The 23,257-nt window shown below is 58.2% G+C and carries 20 protein-coding genes and 1 pseudogene; 6 read left to right on the top strand and 15 right to left on the bottom strand.

The genetic code is table 11. The features are described 5' to 3' along the window. Window position 1: 1 nt before the first annotated feature. From AACS24_RS10920 to AACS24_RS10880, 9 genes and pseudogenes are all read right to left on the bottom strand, one after another. Window positions 2-1,054 carry a nucleotidyltransferase family protein gene (locus AACS24_RS10920; protein ID WP_108570684.1) on the bottom strand — a complete coding sequence of 351 codons (1,053 nt, stop codon included), beginning with the start codon at window positions 1,052-1,054 and terminating at the stop codon, window positions 2-4. 11 nt (window positions 1,055-1,065) lie between these two features. Then, window positions 1,066-1,695, bottom strand: coding sequence for an acetyltransferase (locus AACS24_RS10915; RefSeq protein ID WP_108570683.1), 630 nt, complete (start codon window positions 1,693-1,695; stop codon window positions 1,066-1,068). After that, window positions 1,688-2,761 (bottom strand): N-acetylneuraminate synthase, encoded by a 1,074-nt coding sequence (neuB, locus tag AACS24_RS10910; RefSeq protein WP_108570682.1) that lies wholly within the window; start codon window positions 2,759-2,761, stop codon window positions 1,688-1,690. Before neuB ends, AACS24_RS10915 begins: the two co-directional genes overlap by 8 nt. Continuing rightward, window positions 2,758-3,918 (bottom strand): UDP-N-acetylglucosamine 2-epimerase, encoded by a 1,161-nt coding sequence (gene neuC, locus AACS24_RS10905; RefSeq protein WP_108570681.1) that lies wholly within the window; start codon window positions 3,916-3,918, stop codon window positions 2,758-2,760. Before neuC ends, neuB begins: the two co-directional genes overlap by 4 nt. A 2-nt stretch (window positions 3,919-3,920) precedes the next feature. Beyond that, window positions 3,921-5,063 carry a LegC family aminotransferase gene (locus AACS24_RS10900; protein ID WP_108570680.1) on the bottom strand — a complete coding sequence of 381 codons (1,143 nt, stop codon included), beginning with the start codon at window positions 5,061-5,063 and terminating at the stop codon, window positions 3,921-3,923. 9 nt (window positions 5,064-5,072) lie between these two features. After that, entirely contained in the window at window positions 5,073-6,266 is a 1,194-nt protein-coding gene (locus AACS24_RS10895) for a UDP-N-acetylglucosamine 4,6-dehydratase (RefSeq protein ID WP_108570679.1), read from the bottom strand. A gap of 143 nt (window positions 6,267-6,409) precedes the next feature. Then, window positions 6,410-7,346 (bottom strand): annotated as a pseudogene (locus AACS24_RS10890) (GDP-mannose 4,6-dehydratase); the annotation flags it as partial. A gap of 609 nt (window positions 7,347-7,955) precedes the next feature. Continuing rightward, complete coding sequence (locus tag AACS24_RS10885; RefSeq protein WP_108570678.1) at window positions 7,956-11,105, bottom strand: efflux RND transporter permease subunit; 3,150 nt, start codon at window positions 11,103-11,105, stop codon at window positions 7,956-7,958. Between the two features lie 17 nt (window positions 11,106-11,122). Beyond that, entirely contained in the window at window positions 11,123-12,301 is a 1,179-nt protein-coding gene (locus AACS24_RS10880) for an efflux RND transporter periplasmic adaptor subunit (protein WP_108570677.1), read from the bottom strand. Window positions 12,302-12,444: 143 nt separating this feature from the next. Between AACS24_RS10880 and AACS24_RS10875 the strand changes: the two genes are divergently transcribed. The 4 genes from AACS24_RS10875 (at window position 12,445) to AACS24_RS10860 (ending at window position 15,700) form a co-directional block, all read left to right on the top strand. Then, the gene (locus AACS24_RS10875; protein WP_108570676.1) at window positions 12,445-13,083 is read left to right on the top strand and encodes a TetR family transcriptional regulator; all 639 of its coding nucleotides are present in this window, start codon (window positions 12,445-12,447) and stop codon (window positions 13,081-13,083) included. Window positions 13,084-13,183: 100 nt separating this feature from the next. Further along, a complete protein-coding gene (locus AACS24_RS10870) occupies window positions 13,184-13,705 on the top strand; it encodes a hypothetical protein (RefSeq protein WP_108570675.1) in 522 nt (173 codons plus the stop codon). Window positions 13,706-14,005: 300 nt separating this feature from the next. Further along, window positions 14,006-15,187: a dicarboxylate/amino acid:cation symporter gene (locus AACS24_RS10865; protein WP_108570674.1), complete on the top strand. Its 1,182-nt coding sequence runs from the start codon at window positions 14,006-14,008 to the stop codon at window positions 15,185-15,187. Window positions 15,188-15,514: 327 nt separating this feature from the next. Next, window positions 15,515-15,700 (top strand): hypothetical protein, encoded by a 186-nt coding sequence (locus AACS24_RS10860; protein WP_108570673.1) that lies wholly within the window; start codon window positions 15,515-15,517, stop codon window positions 15,698-15,700. Window positions 15,701-15,850: 150 nt separating this feature from the next. On the opposite strand, the gene AACS24_RS10855 is transcribed toward AACS24_RS10860, so the two are convergent. Further along, the gene (locus AACS24_RS10855; protein WP_108570690.1) at window positions 15,851-16,969 is read right to left on the bottom strand and encodes an HD domain-containing phosphohydrolase; all 1,119 of its coding nucleotides are present in this window, start codon (window positions 16,967-16,969) and stop codon (window positions 15,851-15,853) included. Window positions 16,970-17,250: 281 nt separating this feature from the next. Between AACS24_RS10855 and rimO the strand changes: the two genes are divergently transcribed. Next, the gene (gene rimO / locus AACS24_RS10850; RefSeq protein WP_041208316.1) at window positions 17,251-18,579 is read left to right on the top strand and encodes a 30S ribosomal protein S12 methylthiotransferase RimO; all 1,329 of its coding nucleotides are present in this window, start codon (window positions 17,251-17,253) and stop codon (window positions 18,577-18,579) included. 107 nt (window positions 18,580-18,686) lie between these two features. On the opposite strand, the gene AACS24_RS10845 is transcribed toward rimO, so the two are convergent. Beyond that, on the bottom strand, window positions 18,687-19,268 hold the full coding sequence (locus AACS24_RS10845) for a DUF1349 domain-containing protein (protein WP_108570672.1): 582 nt from the start codon (window positions 19,266-19,268) through the stop codon (window positions 18,687-18,689). Window positions 19,269-19,314: 46 nt separating this feature from the next. Then, window positions 19,315-19,653 carry a YcgJ family protein gene (locus AACS24_RS10840; RefSeq protein WP_108570671.1) on the bottom strand — a complete coding sequence of 113 codons (339 nt, stop codon included), beginning with the start codon at window positions 19,651-19,653 and terminating at the stop codon, window positions 19,315-19,317. A gap of 211 nt (window positions 19,654-19,864) precedes the next feature. Here AACS24_RS10840 and AACS24_RS10835 point away from each other — a divergent pair, with 211 nt between their 5' ends. Further along, window positions 19,865-20,542: a Crp/Fnr family transcriptional regulator gene (locus tag AACS24_RS10835; protein ID WP_108570670.1), complete on the top strand. Its 678-nt coding sequence runs from the start codon at window positions 19,865-19,867 to the stop codon at window positions 20,540-20,542. Between the two features lie 97 nt (window positions 20,543-20,639). Here the strand turns inward: AACS24_RS10835 and tsgA are convergent, their stop codons facing one another. The 3 genes from tsgA to AACS24_RS10820 form a co-directional block, all read right to left on the bottom strand. Further along, window positions 20,640-21,803, bottom strand: coding sequence for an MFS transporter TsgA (gene tsgA / locus AACS24_RS10830; RefSeq protein ID WP_108570669.1), 1,164 nt, complete (start codon window positions 21,801-21,803; stop codon window positions 20,640-20,642). 54 nt (window positions 21,804-21,857) lie between these two features. Beyond that, window positions 21,858-22,559: a purine-nucleoside phosphorylase gene (gene deoD / locus AACS24_RS10825; RefSeq protein WP_005303072.1), complete on the bottom strand. Its 702-nt coding sequence runs from the start codon at window positions 22,557-22,559 to the stop codon at window positions 21,858-21,860. A 283-nt stretch (window positions 22,560-22,842) separates the two neighbouring features. Continuing rightward, on the bottom strand, window positions 22,843-23,220 hold the full coding sequence (locus tag AACS24_RS10820) for a hypothetical protein (protein WP_181364153.1): 378 nt from the start codon (window positions 23,218-23,220) through the stop codon (window positions 22,843-22,845). Window positions 23,221-23,257: the final 37 nt, after the last annotated feature.

Genomic DNA, 23,257 nt, shown 5'->3' with positions numbered 1-23,257 from the left:
CTCAGAACTCCAAATTCATAATGTCTGTTTGTGCTCTGTTGTAGTCTTCAATTCTGCCAATATCAAGCCAATATTCATGAATTGGAAACATTAAAACATTTTGTTGTTGCGATATTGATTGTTCTAATAAAGTAGGCATATCTATACGAAAATTTTGTTTTACAAAGCTTCGAATTTTCGGACTCACAATATAGATACCAGCATTAACAAAGAATCGTTGTACTGGTTTTTCTACCATGCTAATAATTTTATTACCTTCGCCTTGTATGACACCAAATGGAACTTGGTACTCGTAATCTCTCACACACATTGTTGCTGCAGCCCCATGCTTATTATGAAATTCAAGCACGCGCTCAAAATCAACATTAGTTAAAACATCACCATTGATTAAAATCAGTGGTAGTTCAGGAGTGTCACAGGGTAATAAGCCGAGTGCACCGCCCGTACCTAATGGTTCTTTTTCGTGCACATAATTAATTTTTACATTCCACTTCGAACCGTTGCCAAAATAATCACGAATCATTTCTGGAAGGTAATGAGTAGAGATATAAAAATTTACAAACCCAGAATTAACAAAACTATTAATAAGTATTTCCAAAATGGGTTTGTTACCTACTTTTAACATAGGCTTAGGGCAATTATCCGTTAATGGCCTCAAACGAGTACCAAAGCCCCCTGCCATTATAAATACTGGATTTTGATATTTTGAGTATTGCCCTACTCTTTGCAACGTTTCTAAGCCAGCAACTTTATTTCCATCCATCAAAGGAATAGCGAGAAGCTGCTCACTTTCCATAAACTTGACTAACTCTTTACGTGCAGTACCCAGCTTTGCTGTTAATGGCTTAGTATTCATAACCATATTAACAGGACTATTAAGGCTTAAATTTTTTAGTAGCCCACGTCTAATATCACCATCAGTAACAACTCCCAGCAAACTGAATTCATTATCAACAACAAGAGCTATTCGCAACGATTCACTATCTATTAGTTGCAAAGCATCACGTATAGGCTGTTCTGGCTTAATTAAAACATTCTTCCAGTCATAGCTCATTAATAAGTCCCTTACCGTAAAAATGGTTTGGCCACATATAAGGTTTTGTTGTTTGCCAGGTCTTTAATAACTGTTGCTCCAGCACCAACCACTGTATGCGAACCAATTTTGATATTCTGGATCAACATGGCCCCAGTACCAATATGCACAGCATCTTCTGTTGACACGCCACCAGATAGTACGGCCCCCGGAGCAATGTGATTATTACCACCAACCCAGCAATCATGATCTACGATGGCACCGGTATTGACTATGCTGTTAGGGCCAATGTGGGTGCCGGCCTGAATGATGGCCCCCGCCATGACCTGAACCCCCTCCTCCAGCACGGCGTAGTCAGAGACCATGGCCTGTGCGCTGACGACACTTGCAAAGCGGTAACCAAGAGCGCGATAACGGGCAAACAGCGTGGCGCGTAGCGGGTTGCCCGGCAGGGAGCCGATGCCATTGACCAACGCCACCTCATCCGGATGGAGGGTCAGTATTTCCTCATCATGCCAGAGGGGAATGTCAGCCAGCGCGGCGCGCGGTGCACCTGCGGCGGGTGCAACCAGAGCGAGGGGAACCACACCCTGGCTACGCAGCATGTCGACCAGCACCGAGGCATGCCCGCCAGCCCCGAGGACGATGACCGGTTTATTCACGGATAGGCTCACCCGCCTGATAGGCACGTTTAGCCGGTTGCCCCAGGAGCTGCCAGTAGGCATAGGGGCTAACTCCATCGCCAGGGCGTTTGATGGCGAGGTTGTCGGCACAGAGGATGACGCCCTCCTCAATGTCGCAGGCGGCCACCAGGCTCTTGCGTGCGATCTCCTTGTTCTTGAGCTCGCTCGGGCGAGGCCCTTTGATGCCATCTCCCAGTGCCAGCTCCACATCGCGGATCCCTTTCACCATGGCGGCCAGTTCATCGGGTTCAAGAGAAGCCTTGTGATCAGGCCCTTCCATGTTGCGATCCAGAGTGAAGTGCTTCTCGATGAGGCAGGCTCCACGGGCGACTGCAGCCACTGGTATGGTGATACCCTGGCTGTGATCCGAATAACCGACCGGCAACCGGAAGGCGTGCGACAGGGTATCCATGGCTTTGAGGTTGATATCCACCATGGGCGCCGGATACTCGGTCGTGCAATGCAGCAGGGTCACCTTGTTAGCAAGAGCGGCCTGACCAGCCTCGCTGGTATAGGCAGCCATGAAGGCGGCCTCACCGGGCTGCGCATCCTGCGGCGCGGTCAATCCGAAGGCTATCACTCCCAGGGCCGCCTCCACTTCTGCCAACGTGGCCATACCGGTCGAGACGATCAACTCGCAACCGGTGCGAGCATGGGCCAGTACGAAAGGAGCATTGGTCAGTTCCCCGGACGGGATCTTGAGTGTCTGCAACTTCAACCGGTTCACCAGAAAGTCCAGGCTCTCGGTATCGAAGGCGGTAGACAAAAACTCGATGCCGAGAGACTCGCAATGGGCGATCAGACGAAGATGGGCATCGAACGAAAGCTCAAGGCGGGAGAGCATGGCAAACTGGCTCTCTTCCTTGCCGGTGTTGGCGGTTTGATAAGCGGCCTGCTTGGCCTGGCGGGTCACTAGATTGGCCGCCTTGAAGGTCTGAAACTTGACAACATCGACGCCTGCCTGGTGGGCAGCATCGATCAGTGCCACGGCGAGTGCTTCGTCGCCATTATGGTTGACGCCGGCTTCGGCGATGATGCGGATCATGGCGACGGACTCCTGTCGAGATCATGGAACTGTTTGATGGTGGGGATGGCAAAATGCTTCAGGCGTGCCACGATTTGGCCGCTGGAGTCCCCTGCACCATAAGGATTGACATAAGCATCCGAGCCCATAGGCTGCAAGGCCTTGGCAATGCATTCCGTAATGGCCTCAGCCTTCGCGTCGCAATGGAGCACACTCTTCGCTGCCAGGCGCCCTTGTTGGCGTTGGCCGATATTGATGGTCGGGACACCCAGCGAAGGCACTTCGATGATACCGCTCGACGAGTTGCCAATCACAGCGGCACAGTGTTTCACCGCGCTGAGGTAACGCCTGTAACCCAAAGACGGGATGGCCAGCACGCGTGCAGGATTTGCTGCCGCATACTGCTCAAGCAGTGGAATGATGGCTCGACCACCGTCATCTGCATTCGGATACGTCAGGATGACCTGATGGTCGGAATAGTTATCCAACGCCGCCAGCAAAGCACTGAAACTCTCCCTAGCCGATTCATCGGCCAGAGTCACGGGGTGATAGGTCACCACGAAGAACGGTGAGTCCAACGTAAACCCAAGAGAGGATTGCAGCTCGTCCATGGACAGCAGCGGTGTCTTGATGATGTGGTCCAGACCGACGGCACCTACGTTGAACACCCGCTCAGGCGCCTCACCCAACTGAATGACACGCTGTCGATAGGGCTCGGCTGCCGTGAAGTGCAGGTAGCTCAGCTTGGTAATGGCATGGCGAATAGCGTCGTCATAAGCCCCCTCGGTGATCTCGCCACCATGGAGGTGTGCTACCGGTATGCGCTGCAACATGGCCGCTTGGGCTGCCGCCAGCGCTTCAAAGCGATCCCCCAGGATCACCAGCACCTCCGGTTGCAACCGGGCCAATGCATCTGCCAGCCCGAGCAAGGCCACTCCCATGCTTTTGACCACCCCCACAGAGGTATCGGAGGAGAGCAGCATCTCGATGCGCTCATCGATCTTGAAACCATCCAGCTCTATCTGCTGATAGGTCAGACCGAACTCGGGGGACAAATGCGTACCCGAGACGATCAGTTTGAGCTCCAGGTCTTGATCGGCGGCAATGTCTTTCATCAACCAATAGAGCAGCCCGTATTCGGCGCGAGTACCGGTAAAGACGGCAATGGTGTTGGCCATGTTCAGACCTCGACAGGCGAACTGGGCAGGTTGATCAGATGGGCTTCCAACCATTCGGCATTGTTAAGCTCCCCACGTAAGGCATGAGAGAACATGGGCAAGCGATGCATCAGCTTCCATACAGGCCGGGTCATGACACCCGACTTGTTCAGCTCTGTCAGCAACGTATCCCGCTGGGTTTGATCTTCACAGACAATCGCATTGAGCCAGTAGTTGGAGCGTCCATAAGAAGGCTCGGTCACAAACTGGCATGCCTGCCCCTTGAAGAACTCGGCATAATGCATGGCAAGCGCCCGCTTTTGCGCCAGGAATTGCGGCAGGGCTTCCATCTGGGCACATCCGAGAGCCGCATTCAGATTGGGCATCCGGTAGTTAAAACCGGGTTCATCATGATAGAACTCGAACGGATGAGGCACCTTGGCGGTGGTAGTGATGTGCTTGGTACGCGCCCCCTGTTCGGCATTCTGGCAAAGCACCATGCCACCACCACCCGTGGTGATGATCTTGTTGCCATTGAAGCTCAGGGCGGAAAACTCGCTCAGCGTCCCCGTGTGTTTGCCTTTGTAGTAGGAACCAAGGCTCTCGGCAGCATCTTCCACTAGGGCGATGCCCCAAGCCTCGCACACGGCCTGAAGCTCATCGAGTTCAACCGGATGACCAAAGGTGTGCATGGGGACGACTGCTTTGAGGCGGCGTCCGCTTGCCTTGTGGATGGCACCTGTCTCGGTGCGAGACGCATGCTCTTCCAGCCAGTTGGCCAGGGCAATGGGGCACAGACCCAGGCTCTGGCGTGATACATCGACGAACACGGGTTCTGCGCCCATGTGATACAAGGCATTGCAGGTCGCCACAAAGGTCAGGGGCTGGGTGATCACCAGATCGCCTGCCTGCACACCTGCCATGTAGAGCGCGATATGCAGCGCCGCCGTGCCATTCATGGTGGCAACGGCACGGGCTGAACCGGTAAAGGTGGCTATTTGCTGCTCAAACTGCTCAACATAGGCACCGACACTGGAAACGAAGGTGCTTTCGAGGGTATCGAGCACATATTGACGTTCATTGCCGGCAAAGGTCGGGGCGTGAAGAGGGATGAAGTCATCGGTTTTGTAGGTATCACGAATAAAACGTATCAATTGAGTATGCATACCTATTCCTTACATCTTGCCGTCGAGATATTTGCCCGTTTCTTTGTGGCCAAAATCCGGGATCATGGCGAAGAACAGCTCGACGATCTCTTTCTTGTCCCAGGCTCGTTTTGTTTTCATGGCTGTAATGGTCTGCTCGAAATGGTTGAGCAGATCATTCTGATATGAGGGTTCATTCTTGATGATGCCCAGGTTCTCGAACCGGGCCATATCCAGCTCTTCCTTGTCAGTGAAGAACTCTTCGAAGTCTTTTTCACCCGTGGTGTCGCTCTCGGTAAAGAGGCAGGGCCACATCCCCTGCTCAGGCATGCTCGCCATCAGGGCTCTGGCTTCATCCTCATCCTTGCACAGATACGGCTTGTAACCATGCTGCTCCAGATACTTCACGGCGATTTCGGCGAAGGTAATCAGGTGCAGGGATTCGCTGAGCTTGGGGAAGAAGATATCCCTGTTCTCACCGAAGATGCAGGACATCAGGCACAGCTCACCGGACTCCTGGGGGGTCACGAAGTAGCGTTTGATGTCGTTGGGGGCGACGATGGGCTGACGCTTTTGCAAGCGTTGGTTGAAGCCATGCAACAATGAGCCATCGGAGAAGGCCACGTTGGCAAAGCGAGCGGTTGAAATGGCAATCTGCTCGCTACGACGCATCAGGAACATCTCCATGATGCGCTTGGACGCCCCCATCATGTTGGCCGGATTGGCCGCCTTGTCTGTAGACACGCAGAAATATTTTTTGACACCCATATCGATGGACTGTTGAATCGTTTTGTCCGTGTTGAACACATTGACATCGATCATACGCATCAAGGTGAAAGGGTCTTTCTCGCTACGTACATGTTTGAGCGCAGACAAGTTGAGCACGTAATCATATGCACCGTCGGCTTTGATAAAGGCGTCATATTCAATGGAGCCGATATCCAAGGCGAACGTCTGGAAATCACCGTCAATATAACCAAACGAGCTGCGGATATCGCGCACCAACTCGACCATGTTGTTCTCACTGATGTCGACAACATGCAATTTACGTGGATTTCTCTTAAAAATCTCTTTGGTCACAGCCTGACCAATAGAACCAGCGCCACCAAGAACAAGGAAGCGGGACTGGCTAACGATAGTCGACAGTGTTTGTTCATTTTTACCAATATCATCAACAAACAGGTCTTTATTACGACCAATAAGAGTCAAAATACTATTTTTCATATTAAAGATACCGTTCTTAAGTTTTAAGTCCACGAGGAAATATAAATATATCAATAGTTAATTCAGTCAATGTCTTTTATTTTGGATAGATGCCAAGTTATCATCTCGGATAATCCTGACTCATAACATTCCTGTGGCAGCTATTGCAACTCTGAGGCTATCTTTTCGGCATTGATGGCATGGCCTGGCTGGCCTATCACATGGGTCATCTGGTCGCTATATGAACCCACCTTTGGCACTAGCTCATCAAGCAGCTCGCTGATGGTCTGCACCACCTCCAGATTGCGCGTCTTATTGTTAGCGCCCATGTTGTAAGCCTCTCCCCCTCCTTCCTTCTTTCAACACCAGATGGAGCATCTTTGGCATGGCCTTCCACATAGAGCTACTCACGAACCGGATCCCCTTTGCAAAAAATAGGGATAAGTTTGCCGGCCAAAGCATGGCTGATAGTCTGCAATATCAGTTTCTCAGCATGTTGCCAAGGCCCATAATTGGTTGAACAGTTAGTTACCAAAACTGGCGGCTCTAGGTACGATGCCAAGCGCGCACTAGGTGGCCACTGGAGGACTTGGAGGCAGAATAGGGACTGCTGGGGGCGTAGGGAGTGCTTTCGGTAAAGAGCGGCAATGGCTCACCGGCGGCCACTTCATCCGGATGGGGCAGGTCGCCATACACCTCGTCTGTGGAGATATGGTGGAAGCGGAAGGCCGCCTTGCGCGCCTCGTCCAGACCGTTCCAATAGGCACGTGCCGCTTCCAGCAGCATATAGGTGCCGACGATATTGGTCTCGATAAAGTCAGCCGGCCCTGTAATGGAGCGATCAACATGGCTCTCTGCGGCCAAGTGCATCACCGCATCCGGCTGGTACAGGGCAAATACCCGATCCAGCTCGGCGCAATTGCAGATATCTACTTGTTCAAAGGCATAACGATCGCTTGTCGATACATCGGCCAAGGACTCCAGATTACCGGCATAGGTGAGTTTATCAAGATTGATAACGGCATCCTGAGTATCACGGATGATATGGCGTACCACGGCAGAGCCGATAAAGCCTGCTCCACCGGTAACGAGAATTTTCATAAATATGCATTCTCTTGCGAGGAGTGAATACGCAATTAGGTATCGGGGATATAGAACGGTGAGCAGCCATGCTGCGCTTAAAAAATCAACAGATAGCATCTGTTAAAGACACTATGCAGCACAGCTAAACATTGAGCAAAAATGCGGGTAACACCATGGCTACCGCCCCTGGGTTACAGCCCCCAGTTTGCTGCTTTTAACCGAGTTTTGTTTGCTGTTGGTCATCGTGTCCTCCAGCATTTTTATGTTTTGATGGTCGATAACAGTGTTACCCGCTCGCATTTTATAGCCAAAAGAGGGTGTACAAAACCAAACGACACATAGTCTACCAGCCCGATAAGGCGCAGATTCTATCTCGTTTTCTGCAAACCTGCACAGCAAAAAGTGCCTTCATCAAGGGTTTTGAATCAAGATTCGATGGAGAACCGAAACAGCTTGATGAACTCATCCGAACCACCTTTCAAAATCGAACAGTTCACAGCCAAGTTACCGTTTTTTGGGCGAAAAAAATGGGGCAACCGCTCACGTTGCCCCATTTTATCGTCAGATTTAACTGACTCATTTATCAAATTGTGATCTATCGCTCAGAACAGATAGACTCACTTTTGCTCAGTCACCTTTTGACTCAACCGCTGCAGCCATGCGCGCCTCTTTGCTCTGGTGGCTGGTGAAGTAGCGCATCACCAGCACAAAGAAGAGTGGCACGAAGAAGATAGCCAGCACGGTGGCACTGATCATCCCCCCCATCACGCCGGTACCGATGGCATTACGGCTGCTGGCGCCGGCGCCGGAGCTGATCACCAGCGGCAGCACCCCGAGGATAAAGGCAAGCGAGGTCATCAGGATCGGGCGCAGCCGCAGACGCGCAGCCTCCACCACCGCCTCACCCAACCCCATCCCCTTGTCGTAGAGCTCTTTGGCAAATTCCACGATCAAAATTGCGTTCTTCGCCGACAAGCCGATGGTGGTGAGCAGACCCACCTGGAAGTAGACGTCGTTCTCCAGCCCACGCAGGGTGGCAGCCAGAATGGCCCCCAACACCCCAAGTGGCACAACCAGCATCACCGAGAACGGAATACTCCAGCTCTCGTAGAGGGCCGCCAGACAGAGAAACACCACCAGCAAGGAGATGGCGTAGAGCGCGGGTGCCTGTGAACCGGCCTGCCGCTCCTGGAAGGAGAGCCCGGTCCACTCGATACCCACCCCTTCCGGCAGCTTCTTCACCATCTGCTCGATAGCGGCCATCGCATCACCGGTACTCTTGCCGGGCGCCGCTTCCCCGACGATCTCCATCGCCGGTACGCCGTTGTAACGCTCCAGACGGGGCGAGCCAAAGCTCCACTCGGTGCTGGCAAAGGCAGAGAAGGGCACCATCTGACCGGCACTGTTGCGCACATACCAGAGCTTCAGGTCTTCCGGGTTCATCCGGAAGGGGGCATCCGCCTGCAGGTAGACCTTCTTGATCCGGCCCCGGTCGACGAAATCATTGACGTAGGACGAACCCCAGGCGGTAGCCAAGGTGTTGTTGATGTCCGCGATGGAGAGCCCCTGTGCCAGCGCCTTCTCGTAGTCGATCTTGATATCGAGCTGCGGCGTATCTTCCATCCCGTTCGGGCGCACCCGCACCAGAGTGGGATCCTGCGCCGCCATGCCGAGCAGCTGGTTGCGCGCCGCCATCAGCTTCTCGTGGCCAATACCACCGCGATCCTGCAGGAAGAAGTCAAAACCGGTCGCCGTACCCAGCTCAGGGATCGGAGGCAGGTTGAAGGCGAAGACCTGCGCCTCCTTGATGCTGAACAGATAGCCCATGGCGCGGCCGATGATGGCATTGGCGCTGCGATCCGCGCTCTTGCGCTCGCTCCAGTCCTTGAGCTTGATAAAGGCCATGCCCGCGTTCTGACCGCTACCGGCGAAGCTGAAGCCCGCCACCGTCAGTACGGAGTCGACATTGTCCTTCTCGTTTTTCAGGAAGTAGTCGCGCATGTCCGCCAGCACTACCTCGGTGCGCTGCTTGGTCGCACCCACGGGCAGTTGCACCATGGACATGATGACACCCTGATCCTCCTCCGGCAGGAAGGAGGTGGGCATCCGCATAAAGAGCACAGCCAGCACTGCCAGCATGGCACCGTAGATGAGGCTGTAGCGCACGCCTTGCTTGATCACCTTGCCAACTCCGCGCTGGTAGCGCTGGGTGCCGGCATCAAAGGCGCGGTTGAACCAGCCAAAGAAGCCGCGTTGGGCACCGAACTCGCCGTGTTTCATCGGCTTGAGCAGGGTGGCACAGAGTGCCGGCGTCAGGATCAATGCCACCAGCACCGACAAGGTCATCGCCGAGACGATGGTCAGCGAGAACTGGCGATAGATGGCGCCGGTCGAGCCGCCGAAGAAAGCCATCGGCACGAATACGGCGGAGAGCACCAGAGCAATCCCCACCAGCGCGCCGGTGATCTGGGTCATCGACTTGCGGGTCGCCTCCAGCGGGGAGAGATCCTCCTCGCTCATCAGGCGCTCCACGTTCTCCACCACCACGATGGCGTCATCCACCAAGAGGCCGATGGCCAGCACCATACCGAACATGGTGAGGGTGTTGATGGAGAAGCCAAATGCCGCCATCACCCCGAAGGTACCGAGCAGTACCACGGGTACCGCGATAGTCGGGATCAGGGTCGCCCGGAAGTTCTGCAGGAACAGATACATGACGCAGAACACCAGGAAGATCGCCTCGATCAGGGTCTGCACCACCTCCTCGATGGAGATCTTCACAAACGGCGTGGTGTCGTAGGGGTAGACGATCTTCATGTTGGCCGGGAAGTACTCCGACAGCTCGTTCAGCTTGGCGCGCACCTTCTCGGAGGTATCCAGCGCGTTGGCACCGGTCGCCAGCTTGATGGCTACCGCCGCGGTGGGCTGACCGTTGTAGAGCGCTTCGGCGTCGTAGCTCTCGCCAGCCAGCTCGACCCGGGCCACATCTTTCAGCCGCACCTTGGCGCCATCCTGAGTCACCCGCAGCAGGATGTCGTTGAACTGCTCGACGGTGGAGAGACGGGTCTGACCCATGATGGTGGCGGTGAACTGCTGATCGGCCACCGAGGGGGTTCCCCCCAGTTTGCCGAAGGCTACCTGGGCGTTTTGCGCCTTGATCGCCAGCTGCACATCACCCGGGGTCATCTGCACCCGGTTGAGCTTGTTGGGGTCGAGCCAGATCCGCATGGAGTACTGGCTGCCAAACAGGGTGATATCCCCTACCCCGTCCAGACGGCTCAGCGGCTCCTTGATGTTGGAGACCACATAGTCCGCCAGGTCGTCGTTCTTCATGCTGCCATCGCTGGAGATGAAGGCGGCCACCATCAGGAAGCTGCTGGAGGTCTTCTGCACCCGAATGCCCTGCTGCTGCACCTCTTGCGGCAATAGCGACATCGCCTGCTGCAGCTTGTTCTGCACCTGCACCTGGGCAATATCGGGATCAGTCCCCGGCTGGAAGGTCAGGGTCACTGACACCCGGCCGGCAGAGTCGGACTGGGAGGACATGTAGAGCAGGTGATCCAGCCCCGTCATGTTCTGTTCGATGATCTGGGTCACCGAGTCCTCTACCGTCTTGGCAGACGCGCCCGGGTAGCTGGCGGAGATGCTCACCGCCGGCGGCGCAATGCTCGGATACTGGGCCACCGGCAGCTTGATGATGGCCAGGCTGCCCGCCAGCATGATCACCAGCGCGATCACCCAGGCAAAAATGGGTCTGTCTATGAAAAATCGAGCCATGAAGCGACTACTCCATCCTACTTGTTGGCCGGGGTGGCGGCAGTTGCCGGCGCCGCAGCCTGTTCAGCCGGATTGACCACGGCACCCGGACGCACTTTCTGCAACCCGGCCACGATCACCCGCTCGCCGGCATTGAGGCCGGACTCAACCACCCAACTGGTATCGACGATGCGACCCAGCTGAACGTTGCGCAGATCCACCTTGTTGTCAGCCGTCACCACCAGCACGGTGGCGCCGCCGTTGGGGGTACGGGTCACCGCGGTTTGCGGCACCAGCAGCCCTTTGGCCCGCTCGCCCTCTTGCAGAGTGGCGCGCATGAACATGCCGGGCAGCAGCAGATGGGTGGGGTTGGGGACGATCACCCGCAGGGCCACCATGCCGGTGGTCTCATCCACGGTAACGTCGGAGAACTGCAGCGAGCCCTCTTCGCCATAAGTGGTGCCATCTTCCAGCTGGAAGCTCACCTTGGCCCCTTTATGTTCGTCCTGCACCACCTTGCCCTCGGCCACCAACCGCTTGAGACGCAGCAGATCGGCGGTGGACTGGCGCACATCGACATACATGGGGTCGAGCTGCTGGATGACGGCAAGGCTGTCAGCCTGCTGGGCAGTCACCAGTGCCCCTTCGGTCACCGCGGAGGTGCCGATGCGGCCACTGATGGGTGCCGTGATGCGGGTGTAACCCAGATTGATCTCGGCGGTGCGCAGGGCCGCCTTGCTCGCCATGATCTCCGCCTGCGCCTGCTTCCAGCTGGCGTCGGCATCGTCATAGTCCTGACGACTGATGGAGTTGACCTTGAGCAGCTCCTGATAGCGCTTGGCCTTGAGGCGGGCGCTCTGCTCGTTGGCCTGCGCCTTGGCCAGATTGGCCTTGGCGCTGGCGACGGCAGCCTGATAGACAGCCGGATCGATCTGATAGAGCAGATCGCCAGCCTTCACATCGCTCCCCTCGGTAAAGAGGCGCTTGAGGATGATGCCACCCACCTGCGGGCGCACTTCGGCCACCCGCAACGGGGCGCTGCGGCCGGTCAGCTCGCTGGTCAACTTGAGCGGAGCACTCTGCAGGGTCACCACGTCAACCGCGATGGGAGGCATCCCCCCCTGTCCCTGCGGCGCGCCCTTGTCGCCACAACCTGCCAGCAAGCCTGTTGCCAGCAGGGCAAGACCTACCGAACGAGCAAGAATATGTTTATGCATGAAACACCTGAGCCTTTGCCAGTCAATGAACAATCAGGGCCACGTGGGCCCTGTTGGTAAAAATCGGAAAGATGAGGCAATATACATACATTCATAAATGTATGTAAGTGACTTTTTTTGCTGATTAAGGGGCGCAGAAGCAGATGGCCAGACGGACCAAAGAGGAGGCACAGCAGACCCGCTGCACCATCATGAAGACGGCGCTGGATCTCTTCTGCAGCCAGGGGCTGGCCAAGACCAGCCTGACCGACATTGCCAGGGCCGCAGACCTGACGCGCGGGGCCATCTACTGGCACTTCAAAAACAAGGAGGAGCTCTTCTTCTCCCTCTGGGAGGAGCTCTGCCAACCCCTCGCCCATCAGCTCGACGCCTGCGTCAATGAAGAGGAGCCCGACCCCCTCGGCAAGCTGCGCGACTTCCTCAAAGAGGTACTGACCCGCATCACCCGGGATCAGGCCCACCAGCAGATGTTCACCATCCTCTTCAATCTGGAGTCGCTGGAGGGTGAAGCCATCTCCCTGCGCGAACATATCCGCAGCCAGTCAGCTAATTTCTTCCGGGATCTGGAGACCACCCTCACCAACGCCATCCGGCGCGGACAGCTGCCCGCCGATCTGGATCTGCGGCGAGCCTCCACCCTGCTCCACTGCACCCTCGATGGCTACATCATCAACTGGCTCCACTTTCCGGAGCGGATCGATCTGGCCGCCGAGTCGGAGTACCTGCTCGACTGCATGTTCACCATGCTGACCCAGCCCCGCAATCCGGCGGTTAGTTCCTAGTGTTCACCCTCTGCGCCAACTTGCGGGCCGCTTTGCCAGCGCAGCCCCCGATTTGCTAAGGTAGCGCCCCCTGTAGCCGCCTCGGCCCGAGACCATCGCTGTGACATCCACTGACACCATCACTCACGATACCGCCCATTCCGCCAGCCCGACTCCGGCGCACATCGCCTTTACGGCCCGGCTGGCCGCTGGCGCCCACCTGCTCAACCTCGACTGCGGCGAAGGGGTGGATCTCTGCTGGCTGCGGGATGGCGGTTTTCGGGTCACCGCCTGCGAGCCCGAGCTGGCGCAGGCCCGCCGCGCATCACGCCGCTCGGGTCAGGCGGTGCGCGTCTGCCCCATCACGGGGATGCGCAGCGTGCTCCCCTATGACGGCATCTGGCTCAGTCGCCCCACCGACCTTGCAGGGCAGCAAGCAACTGACACCCTGCGCCATCTCGCTACCCTGCTCAAACCGGGTGCGCCGCTGGCATTGCCGGTCGCAACCGATCTCGCGGCAGCTACGACTCAGCTGGCCGAGCGACTCACAGAGGATGAGCTCCCCCTGGCGATCTGCGCGGAGCAGCCAGCCCAATCCACCGCAGCGTTGCGCTATCTGCTGCTGATCCGCACGACCGCTTGATTGGCGGCGGCGGTTAACCCCTTAACGGCGCTCAGCTTTTATCCCGCGCAGGCCCTAACCCCGAAGCCCGCACACCCTCTGTCAGCCCACCATGTTCAGTCCACAATTTTCAGCACACCGTGCCGCATCTTGCGCGTTTAAATATGGGCGCTTTCCGGTCGGGAAAAATAGCCGTTAACAATATTTAACTCGGAATTAACCCATTCAAGACAGACATAATGCGGATTCTGTGTTAGAAAGTGTGATTAATATCAAAATTTAATAACAAATCAGACAATACAACCAACACCGGATTTCCTTATGAAACTTGTCCTCAAACTCATTGCTGGCATCCTTGCCGGTCTCTTGCTCGGTCTCTACGCCCCTGAGTGGGTGGCGCGCGTGCTGTTTACGGCCAAGACAGTCATAGGTCAGCTCATTACCTTCACCATTCCGCTCATCATCCTCTTCTTCATCATGAGCGGCATCGCCAGCCTGCCGAAGAACTCCGGCAAGCTGCTGGGCAAAACCGTGGCCCTCTCCTACTGCTCCACCATTCTGGCGGGCCTGTTCGCCTTTACCGTGGCGAGCCACCTGATCCCGCAGCTGACCACCGCTGCCGAGCCCACTACCGTCGAGGCGGTCAAGCTCGCCTCCTACGTCAATCTGGAGATCCCGCCGCTGTTTGGCGTGATGTCCGCGCTGGCCGCCGCCTTCGTGTTCGGCATCGGCATCAGCGCCACCCAGGCCACCGATCTGCGCCGGGTCGCCGATCAGGGCCGTGACATCATCGACCGCCTGCTGGCCAAAGTGATCATTCCGCTGCTGCCGTTCTACATCGCCGGCGTCTTTGTCGAGATGACGGTGGAAGGCACCGTGTTCGCCACCCTGAAGACCTTCGGTGTGGTGCTGGTGATGGCCATCCTGATGCACTGGATCTGGCTCTCCGTGCTGTTCGTCGGTACCGGTCTGGCCCTTGGCCGCTCTCCGACCCAGCTCATCAAGAACATGCTGCCGGCCTACTTCACCGCACTGGGTACCATGTCGAGCGCCGCCACCATTCCGGTTGCCCTGCAGTCGAGCAAGAACAACGGCGTGAGTGACGGCATCGCCAACTTCACCGTGCCCCTGTGCGCCACCATTCACCTCTGTGGCTCCACCATTACCCTGGTCACCTGCGCCACCGCGGTAATGTTCCTCTCCGAACATCTGGCCATTCCGGGCATCGACACCATGCTGCCCTTCATCATGATGCTGGGCGTCATCATGATCGCCGCCCCGGGTGCACCGGGTGGCGGCGTGATGTCGGCACTGGGTCTGCTCACCTCCATGCTCGGCTTCGGTGAGGCCTCCATCGCCCTGATGATCGCCCTCTATCTGGCGCAGGACAGCTTCGGCACCGCCTGCAACGTCACCGGTGACGGCGTGATCGCCCTGTGGGCCGACCGCTTCGCCAACGGCAACGAGAGCGCAGCCCCCGTGGCCGAAGCCCAACAGGCGTAAGCTCGCCGGGATGGCCCGACCACCCTCTGCAAAAACCACAGGCCCGAACCTCTGTTCGGGCCTGTGTCGTTTCTGCCTTAACCCATCTGACCAGAGCCAGTAAGGCATTCTCAGCGCAAGTCGGCGCGCCGTACCATCGAATCGGCATCATCGGGCCACCTGCAACACTCGGCCCATTGTTACGCAAGCGAAACAGTTAAGCCAAAAACTGTTGCACCCAAGATAACAATCAAGCGCATCAACCGCCGCAGGGCCATACTTGCTGCCAGCATCACAGCCGCCCGATCACCACGCTGACGGCCGCCATCACCGCAAGGAGAAGAGATCATGTCCATCTGGTTGCTGAGTCTGCTCGCCTCGTTTGTGCTGATCCTCGCCATGACCACCATCATCTGGTGGCGTCAGTATTGGCTGGCCCAGAAGCGACCGGACAAGGAGATCCGCCCCTGCGGCTGTTCGAGTGCCAGCGCTGACCACCTCGGCCAGTCAAACGAGCCGCCGCCCAAGCCATAACGGGCTGCGAGTGACGAGCCAAAAAACAGCGGCCATCAAATCTGACAAATGCAAAGGGGACGCTCGCTGGCGTCCCCTTCTCTTCCGAGCCTTTGGCTCTCTTGCTTGCCCTTTATCCCCCTTGCGCTGACTTTGCCTCCCCCACATCACTCAATCCGGTTTCGCATCCTCCGCTTCCGGTGTAATGGCCGGATCCTGATACTGCTGATAGATGGCATAAAACTCGGCCTTGTTGCGCAGGGCCGCGGCGACACAAGCGGGATCGAACTGGCTGCCGGCATGCTCTTCCAGATAGGCAAACGCCGTCTCGAACGGCCAGGGCTGCTTGTAGGGGCGCTCGCTGGTCAGGGCATCAAACACATCGGCCACCGCCACGATGCGCGCCGCCAGCGGAATGGCCTCCCCCGCCAGCCCCAGCGGATAGCCGGTGCCGTCAAAGCGCTCGTGATGGCTGGCGATGATATTGGTCAGCATGTCGGTGTGGTGAATGCCGTCGAGGCCAAACTCGCTGATCATCAGGTTGATCATCTCCCGCCCCTTGCCGGGGTGGCTCTTCATGAGCTCGAACTCTTCCGGGGTCAGCTTGCCCGGCTTGAGCAGGATGGAGTCCGGCACCGCGATCTTGCCGATGTCGTGCAGCCCGGAGAAGAGATAGACAAACTCCACCTCTTCATCGCTGAGGCCAGTGACAGGGGCCAGGGTCCTGGCGATCAACCGGGAGTAAGCCGACATCCGGTGCAGATGGTTGGCGGTCTCCTCATCCCGATAGCGGCTGAACTCCCGCGCCGTGGTCAGCGCCCCGCCAAGGGTCTGAATGGAGAAAAACTCCACCGCTATGATGGCCGAGAGCATCTGGGCATAGGCTGACAATTCGCTTCGGATCGGCTCGTTGAAGTAGTCCGGCTCCATGGCATCGCAAAACAGAAAGCCAAACAGCTTGCTGTTGAACAGCAGCGGCTCGGTATAGCTGGAGGCATAGCCCGCCTCCAGCAGCTTGCGGCTGTGCTCGGATGCAGAGTCACGCAGGGCATCGAGATTGCCGAGCACGCGGGCGTGATGATGCTCTGCCAGATAGCGCAGGGAAGGCACGTCGCTCAGCTTCACCTCGTACTGCACCAGCGGAGAGTGGCCTTCGGTGCTGTGGGCAAAGGTCTTGAGCTGATCGGTATGAGGGTCGTAGATCGCGATGGCCACCCGGCTCAGCTTGTCAAAACGCTCCCTGAGGGTGGCGTGTACGTTCTGCATCCTTTCGCCAAATGAACTCTCCATGACCTTCTCCACCGGATCTCCGTGATGGGAGTATAGTGACCCCCTTTGCCGCTCTCGCCTCTGTTGACAGGAAAATCAACAAAGCGGGATCCCGATAACAACCCCGCTCTGCGGGGGCGATAGCCCCATTGATGGCAGGCCATTGGCGGCAATTCGCGCCGCCCAATCCTGCCCACTCGGAGATATTGTTCGGTTCTCCCGGCTCCGCTGTATAGTTTTTGGTTAGCCATTTAGGTAAAATCCGCGCCCTTAAAGAGAAGCCACCTAAGAGTGATTGAGCGATGTCCAACACAAAACAGGCCCCCAAAGTAGGATTCGTCTCCCTGGGTTGCCCGAAAAACCTGGTCGATTCCGAGCGCATCCTGACCCAGCTGCGTACCGAAGGGTACGACGTGGTGCCCAGCTATGACGATGCCGAGCTGGTTGTCGTCAACACCTGTGGCTTTATCGACAGTGCGGTGCAGGAGTCGCTCGAAGCGATCGGCGAAGCGCTGGCCGAGAACGGCAAGGTGATCGTCACCGGCTGCCTTGGCGCCAAAGAGAATCAGATCCGCGAGATCCACCCCAAGGTGCTCGAGATCACCGGCCCCCACGCCTATGAAGAGGTACTGGGCCACGTCCACAAATATGTGGAGAAGCCGCAGCACAACCCCTTCACCAGTCTGGTTCCGGCCCACGGCGTCAAGCTGACCCCGCGCCACTACGCCTATCTGAAGATTTCCGAAGGGTGCAACCACCGCTGCACCTTCTGCATCATCCCCTCCATGCGCGGGGATCTGGTGAGTCGCCCCATCGGCGACGTGCTGGCCGAAGCCAAGCGCCTGAAAGAGGCCGGCGTGAAGGAGCTGCTGGTGATCTCCCAGGACACCTCCGCCTACGGCGTCGATGTGAAACACCGCACCGGTTTCTACGACGGCATGCCGGTCAAGACCAGCATGGTCGCCCTGTGCGAAGAGCTGGCCAAGCTCGATATCTGGGTGCGTCTGCACTACGTCTACCCCTACCCGCACGTGGATGACGTCATCCCGCTGATGCGCGATGGCAAGATCCTGCCCTACCTCGACATCCCGCTGCAGCACGCCAGCCCGCGCATCCTGAAACTGATGAAGCGCCCGGGTTCGGTCGAGCGTACTCTGGAGCGGATCCAGAAGTGGCGCGAGATCTGCCCGCAGATCACCCTGCGCTCCACCTTTATCGTCGGCTTCCCGGGCGAGACCGAGGAAGATTTCCAGATGCTGCTGGACTTCATCGACAAGGCGGAGCTGGATCGGGTCGGCTGCTTCAAATACAGCCCGGTCGAAGGGGCGCTGGCCAACGAGCTGCCGGATCCGGTACCGGAAGAGGTTCAGGAAGAGCGCTTCCAGCGCTTTATGGAGCTGCAGCAGCAGGTCTCCATCCGCAAGCTGGCCCGCAAAGTGGGTCAGGAGATGACCGTCATCATCGACGAAGTGGACGAAGAGGGTGCCACTGGCCGCTCCTTCGCCGATGCGCCGGAGATCGACGGTCTGGTCTACCTCAACGGCGAAACCAGCCTCAAGCCGGGCGATATGGTCAAGGTGCGGATCGACGAATCCGACGAATATGACCTGTGGGCCAGCCTGATTGGCTAACCCTGCCATGGGTAAACACGCCGCGCGTTGAGCCGATAGCGTTCAACGTAACTAAACAAAAAGCGCCTGATGGCGCTTTTTGTTTAACAACTACCGGCGATAAACCCCTAGCCGAGGTCGTGCAGCGCCTTGCCAAGGGGCGAGGTGAGGCGCAAATCAGAGAAACGCACCGCCAGCCCCTGCCGCTCCGGTGTGCAGCACATCACCCCGATAAAGCAACTTTCGCTTGGCGGAAACGGAGCGAGGCGCAGCAGTGGCCACACCTTGCCATCGGTGGAGTATTGCAGGCGCAGACAATCGGCCAGCCGGGTCAGCCGCAGCCAGAAACGGCGTGGATTGCCGGGGAAAATGCCGGTGGCCCAGTCAGAGCGCGGATTGGTCAGCACGCTGCCAATCATCGGCTGATCGTCGTTGTACTCGATCCCCGCCTTGAGCCAGTGCGCTTCGTCTTGCAGCAGCATCAGCCCCGCCTGATCGTAGAGGGTGGTGAACTCCCCCTCGACGCAGACCTGAAAGGTAAACTCACCCGCCACCTCGCAGCCATAGACATGGCCGCTGTGGCGCTCGAAGCCATACCAGGTGCTGCGCCAAAAATCGGTCTGCTGGTCTGTCACCACCTGCAAACCGCCCTCTGTCTGGTGCCACTCGGCCGGTTCATTGAGCCAGCGCCACTGCGTCCCTTCCATCATCTCGTTCAACTCCTGTTGTCTCGCCAACTTGCCAGCAGCGACCCGCTTACTTGCCCTGCTTGAAGAGGATGGCGGTGAAGTGGCTCTCTTTGGTGCGCGGGAAGTAGCGATCCTTGTAGCACTGCTGCTCACGGCTCTCGCAATGCACCCCGTTGCTCAGGGTGTAGCTGCCATGGTCGGCCCCCTGCAGGTTCTTCTGCAAACGGCTGGCCGCCTGCTCCCCGAGATGGGCGCGGGTCAGGGCGATAGAGATCCCCTGCGGGTTGGCGCAATAGCCGCCCTTCTTGTCGCACACCACCTTGGCGGCGGGCGAGAACACGGCCGGAGCCGCGTGAACGCCCCCGATTAGCAGCAGCGCCACCAGCGCAGCCGAGCGTTTGAACATTTTGCTACCTTGATACACCTTGCAAATCAGAGCGTTAATTTATCACTCCGCTCCCGTGATGGCCAATTGCCGGCCCACAATGAATCCGGCTGTCACGCCAAGCCCAAACCGAGGCTCGGCGCCAACCGGGCCGCCACCGCAGCGAAGCTGGCTTATCGGGGGGCGAACATGTGTAATAGCCACCTGTACACGTCAGTCAAAGAGTCCCGCCATGCAACTCAAACCCCTTCTCAAGGGGCGCTTTCAGCCCCACTGGCAGGCCAGCCACGATCTGATCGAACAGGTGGTCATCTCCTGCATCACGGAGCGGCGCCTGATCCCCGAGGGGGAGCCCCTGATGCGTCAGGGGGAGCTATTGCGGGATCTGGTGCTGGTGCCAAGCGGTCGCATCGCCATGGGCCACACCGCCATGAATGGCCGCCGCTTTCAGCTCGGCACGCTTGAGTGCGACAACCAGCTGTTTGGCGAGATGGAGTTCTTCACCGGCTACCGCTGCCAGCTCGACATCATCGCCGAGGAGCCGCTGGAAGTGGCCCGCATCGATGGCGAGCAGCTGGAGCAGGCGCTGGTCGCCCACCCCAAGGTGGCGCTCTTCTTTGCCACCGCCATTGCCATCGACTATCAGGACACGGTGGATATCTTCACCTGCCGCATGCTCTACCCCATCAGCTACAACATCGCCCTCGACCTCTATCACAGCCACTGCGACGACAACCCGGTGAGCGGCTTTCGCAAGGGGTATCAGGAGGCGGAACGCTTCGGCACTACCGACCGGGTCTACCGGCGGGCAGTGAAAGAGCTGATAGACAAAGGATTGGTGGAGCGCGGCGAGGAGGGGTTGCAGATCCGCGATCTGGCGGGGCTCAGGGCTTTTCTGGAGCAGCCATAAGTCGCAAGCATCAGTCGCCGACTGAACAGCAACAAGTGGAACAGCAACAAAAAAGAGGGGCGGTTTATACCGCCCCTCTTGCTGTTTACTCCCCCGCTCAGGCGAGACAAGGCTGGGGCCGGGCCATCCGCAGCGACGCTACCAGCATGGCGAGGATCACCGCGTAGATAAGCGGGATGGCGTACATCACCGCCTGCAGACCGATCACCTGCTCGAACAGGGCGCTGATAGCCGGGCTGAACATGGCCCCCGCGCTGCCGCTGATGAGGATGTAGGAGACGTTCTTGCTCGATGCCTGCCGTACAAACGACACCCCGTAGGCGATAAAGGCGTTGTAGAGCGCCGCGCAAACAAAGCCGTAACCATAGGTGAGATAAGGCAGCTGGCTCAGGTTGTCGGTGGTGACGATAAGCGCCGTCATCCCCATCGCCAGCGTGATGATCACCAGCAGGAAGGTGCGGATCGCAACGCGGGTGACGATGGCGGTCGAGACCAGCGCGCCGAGCAGGGCCGCCGTCCAGTACTGGGTGATGATATTGCCCGCCTCCTCGAAGGGGATGCCGAACTTGTTCTTCACGAACATGGGCGCCCAGGTGAGGAAGGTGTAGAGCGCCAGCATGCCGAGAAAGAGCCCCAGCCCGCCGCTGATGATGCCGAGGTTCCACTCCGAGTGCTCGTTGCCGGCGCTCTCGCCGCCCGCCTCGCAACTGCGGAAGTTGGTCAGCACCGCCACCAGCATGGTCGCCAGCGCCACCACGCCCACCGCCAGATAGCTCCAGCTCCACGCCATGGCGTGAGTCAGGGTGTAAGTGGTGATAAGCGGGAAGACCACCCCGGCCACGTTGAAGGTGGCATCCTGCACCACCAGCATGGTGCTCTGCATCCGCGCCTGCCAGACGCTCACCACCAGCGTCCCTGCAATGCAGAGCCCCACCCCGCCGCACAGGCCGATCACCGTCATGGCCGCCATCACCACATAGAGTGAGCCGGTCAGATGAAGCGAAGCCGCCGCCAGCGCGATCAGGCCGTAGCAGAGCAGCGTCATCCGCTTGAGGCCCACCTTCTCGATGAGGAAGAAGGCGGCAATGGTGCCCGCCAGCGCCCCGCCGTTGAGCAGGGAGAAGATGGAGGCCACCTGATTGACGTCGGCGCCAAACTTGGCGGCAATCGGGTCGATCAGCATGCCGAACTGGGTCGCAAAACCGGCCATCACGAAGTTGGCCAAGAAGCTGATGGCAGTGAGGGAGAGCTTATTGTTCATATTGGATCTCTCTTGGGGTCAGGGTGCGTGCAGGGTTGGGCGGGGCCGCGGCGCTTACAGCGCGGTGTGCAGCGCCAGCTCGATCATCTGGTTGAAGGAGAGTTGCCGCTCTTCGGCGGTGGTCTCTTCACCGGTCAGGCAGTGGTCGGAGACGGTCAGGATGGCGAGCGCCTCGATCCCCTGCTGATGGGCCAGCCCGTAGAGACCGGCCACCTCCATGTCGATGCCGAGCACGCCGAACTTCTCCAGCGCTGGAATGAGGTTTTCGTCCGGATCGTAATAGAGATCGCCGGTGAAGATATTGCCCACCTTGACCGGAATGGCCTTCTCCTGCGCCTTGGTAAAGGCCTTGTGCAGCAGGGCGAAGTCAGCCGAGGTGGCCATCTGGTAGCCGGCGCTGCGCTTGGCGTTGGTCGGGGAGTCAGTGCCCGCCGCCTGTGCCAGAATCACGTCACGCATCTGCACGTGGCGCTGGGTCGCCCCCAGACTGCCGATGCGGATGATGCGCTTGACCCCGAAGTCGTTCACCAGCTCGTGGGCGTAGAGCACCATGGAGGGGATCCCCATGCCGTGGCCCATCACCGAGATACGCTGGCCGTTGTAATAGCCGGTGTAGCCCAGCATGTTGCGCACATTGGTCACCTCGCGCGCGTCGGTCAGAAAGGTCTCGGCGATATAGCGGGCCCGCAGCGGATCCCCCGGCATGATGACGGTCTCGGCGAAATCGCCCGGGTTGGCATTGATATGAGCGGTCATTATTGTTGTGCTCCAGTTTGACTCGTGTGGATGAGGGCATCCTAGCCCCGGCCCAGCCTCCCCTTGCAGGACAAAAGTCCTGTTGCCCCGATCGAGATCCCAGTTCCGGCAACTTCTCCATGGCCGCCCCCGCTTGCCCCCATTCACCGCCGCTTATTGGCTCTTAATCAGCCCTGCCCTTGCGGCAAGCGTCCCGCCACCCGCCCAGCGATAACGCCCCTGCACCCCAAAAAGCGCGGGGGGCCTGATGGCCCCCCGCAAACACACCGGATGAGAAAATGCCTTACTTGGCGGCGCTATCCTTCACGCACTGCTGGATAAAGCTGTTCTTGGCCGCGCCAGCCAGCTTCTTGTCGGCCGCCGCCTTCTCGCACTTGGCCGCCGGATCGATCGCCGCCCCCGTCTTCACGCACTTCTGGATAAAGCTGTTCTTGGCCGCACCGGCCAGCTTCTTGTCGGCGGCCGCCTTCTCGCACTCGCCGCTCGCGGCGCCAGCGGCATCTTTCACACACTTGCCAACAAAGCTGGTTTTGGCGGCACCGTTAAGCTTTTTGGCAGCGGCCTGCGCCTCGCACTGCAACTGGGCTGTGTCGTTGGCAAAGACCGGATTGGCCAGCAGCACGCTGCCGCAGAGCAGGCCGAACAGGATGGTACGCTTCATGGGAGATCTCCTCTCTATCTGGTGATGTGTTTGCATG

It is taken from the genome of Aeromonas sp. HMWF016, from assembly GCF_963878195.1.
Taxonomy (GTDB): domain Bacteria; phylum Pseudomonadota; class Gammaproteobacteria; order Enterobacterales; family Aeromonadaceae; genus Aeromonas; species Aeromonas lacus.
This window is presented reverse-complemented; position numbering and strand designations above follow the sequence as displayed.